Genomic DNA, 2,182 nt, shown 5'->3' on the forward strand with positions numbered 1-2,182 from the left:
TTTTTTTTTAATGATACGGCGACCACCGAGATCTACACTCTTTCCCTACACGACGCTCTTCCGATCTGACCCCCGCCGGCTCGGCGGCTACGTGCTGCTCGGCCGGCTCGGCGAGGGCGGCCAGGGGATCGTCTACCTCGGCCGCGACGCGGGCGGCGGGTTCGTCACCGTCAAGCTGCTGCGCGGCGGCCTGGCCGCCGGGCAGCGCGCCCGCAGCCGGTTCGTCAAGGAGGCGGACGCGGCCCGCCGGGTCGCGGGACGGCACACCGCACGCGTGCTGGACGCCGACGTGACCGGCGACCGTCCCTACATCGTCAGCGAGTTCGTCGAGGGCGCCTCGCTCCAGCACGCGGTCGAGGAGCACGGCCCGCTGGCCGGGCCGCGGCTGCACGAGCTCGCGACGCGCACGGCGGCGGCGCTCGCCGCGATCCACCGGGCGGGCATCGTGCACCGCGACTTCAAGCCGGGCAACGTGCTGCTCGGCCCGGACGGCGCGAAGGTCATCGACTTCGGCATCGCCCGGATCCCCGACGCCACGCCGGTCACCACCGGCCCGGTCGGCACGCCCGCCTACATGGCTCCCGAGCAGATCGAGGACGAGCCGGTCGGGCCGCCCGCCGACGTGTTCGCCTGGGGCGCGGCGCTGGTGTTCGCCGCGACCGGCCGGCCGCCGTTCGGTACCCGGCCGAGCGCCGCGGTCATGCGCCGCGTCACCTCGCGGCAGCCCGACCTCGGTGATCTGGACGGGCCGCTGCGCGAGCTGGCCGTCCGGTGCCTGGACAAGAATCCCGCCGCCCGGCCCACGGCGAGGCAGCTCGTCCAGGCGCTGCGGGACGGGCACGGCCCCGCGCCGAAGCCGCGGCCCACGCGCATCCCCCGCCACCGCTGGCGGATGATGCTCGCGCTCGCGGCCGTCGTCACCGCCGGGTTCGTGCTCGGCGTCCTGTTCTGACCCTTCGGATCTCCCCCGGGCGGCTCAGCGGACGGGTCCCCCGGCGGTCACCAGTGCGGTGGGCGCTCCTCCAGCAGGCGGTCGTCGTCGCCACCGCCGCCGCGCCATTCGCCCCAGCCGGTGTCGGTGTCGTCGGACGTCTGGTCGGGCAGGACGTCGAGGTCGTCGTCGTCCAGGTTCACTGGCCGGTCGTCGTCGGGTCCAACGCTCATGATCCCATTCTGGGTCATCCCGGCCGCCGTCCGTACCGCCCGTCCCGGCGGTACATGTCACATTCGGGGCCGGCTCGGCGGAGGGCGCGCCGGGTCAGGGCGCGGCCAGCCGGCGGGCGAAGGCGGCGGCCGCGGCGCCCGGGTCGGCCGCGTCGGTGATCGCGCGGACCACCACGACGCGGTCCGCGCCCGCGGCGAGCACCTCGCCGAGGTTGCCGAGGTCGATGCCGCCGATCGCGAACCACGGCCGGACCGGGCGCCGCGCGGCCGTGGACTCCAGCAGCCCGGGGCCCGGGGCGGGCCGTCCCGGCTTGGTGGGCGTGGGCCAGACCGGCCCGGTGCAGAAGTAGTCGACGCCGGGCTCCTCCGCCGCCGCCGACGCCTGCTCGCCGGAGTGGGTCGAGCGGCCGATCAGGACGTCCCCGCCGACGATCTCGCGGGCGGCGGGGACCGGCAGGTCGTCCTGCCCGAGGTGCAGCACGTCCGCTCCGACGGCGTGGGCCACGTCGGCGCGGTCGTTGACGGCCAGCAGCGCGCCGTGCCGTTCGCACGCGGCGCGGAAGACCTCCAGGTGCTCCATCTCGCGGCGGGCCTCCAGGCCCTTCTGGCGGAGCTGGACGATGTCGACGCCGTTGCCCAGCACGGCGTCCAGGAAGCGGGGCAGGTCCCCCTGCCGTTCGCGCGCGTCCGTGCAGAGGTAGAGGCGGGCGCGCGCGAGCCGTGCGCGCAGCGCCACGGCCCGGTCGGTCGGGAGATGCCTGGTCACGGTGGCGGAATCTTCCTTTCGGACGTCGGTACGAACCGCACGGCGAGTTCGATCACGCAATGCGGCTCCGCAACCCTATGCCCACCTCAGAACACCGACCGTCACACGAGCGCGACCAGCCATCAAACCGGCCCTGGAGAACTCCGGCGACCTCAGCCGTCACGCGAGCGCGCGCCCTGACCGGCGGGGGCGACGCCGAAGGCGAGCCCCCGCCGGGAAGATCGCGAAGCGATTCGCGCTCGCACAAGCCCG

The 2,182-nt window shown here is 74.9% G+C and carries 3 protein-coding genes; 1 reads left to right on the forward strand and 2 read right to left on the reverse strand.

The genetic code is table 11. The annotated features are described in order from the left end of the window. The first annotated feature begins 10 nt into the window (after positions 1-10). Positions 11-952, forward strand: coding sequence for a serine/threonine-protein kinase (locus E1291_RS45570; RefSeq protein ID WP_131743429.1), 942 nt, complete (start codon positions 11-13; stop codon positions 950-952). A gap of 47 nt (positions 953-999) precedes the next feature. On the opposite strand, the gene E1291_RS42975 is transcribed toward E1291_RS45570, so the two are convergent. Beyond that, positions 1,000-1,164, reverse strand: a complete 165-nt coding sequence (locus E1291_RS42975; RefSeq protein WP_165495547.1) for a hypothetical protein — start codon at positions 1,162-1,164, stop codon at positions 1,000-1,002. Between the two features lie 94 nt (positions 1,165-1,258). Beyond that, entirely contained in the window at positions 1,259-1,930 is a 672-nt protein-coding gene (gene thiE / locus E1291_RS41115; RefSeq protein WP_131743430.1) for a thiamine phosphate synthase, read from the reverse strand. Positions 1,931-2,182: the final 252 nt, after the last annotated feature.

It is taken from the genome of Actinomadura roseirufa (assembly GCF_900659635.1).
GTDB classification, from domain to species: Bacteria; Actinomycetota; Actinomycetes; order Streptosporangiales; family Streptosporangiaceae; genus Spirillospora; species Spirillospora roseirufa.

Coding starts and splice junctions, on each gene's coding strand:
- E1291_RS45570 (WP_131743429.1), top strand. CDS start 11: ATGATACGGCGACCACCGAGATCTACACTCTTTCCCTACACGACGCTC.
- E1291_RS42975 (WP_165495547.1), bottom strand. CDS start 1,164: ATGAGCGTTGGACCCGACGACGACCGGCCAGTGAACCTGGACGACGAC.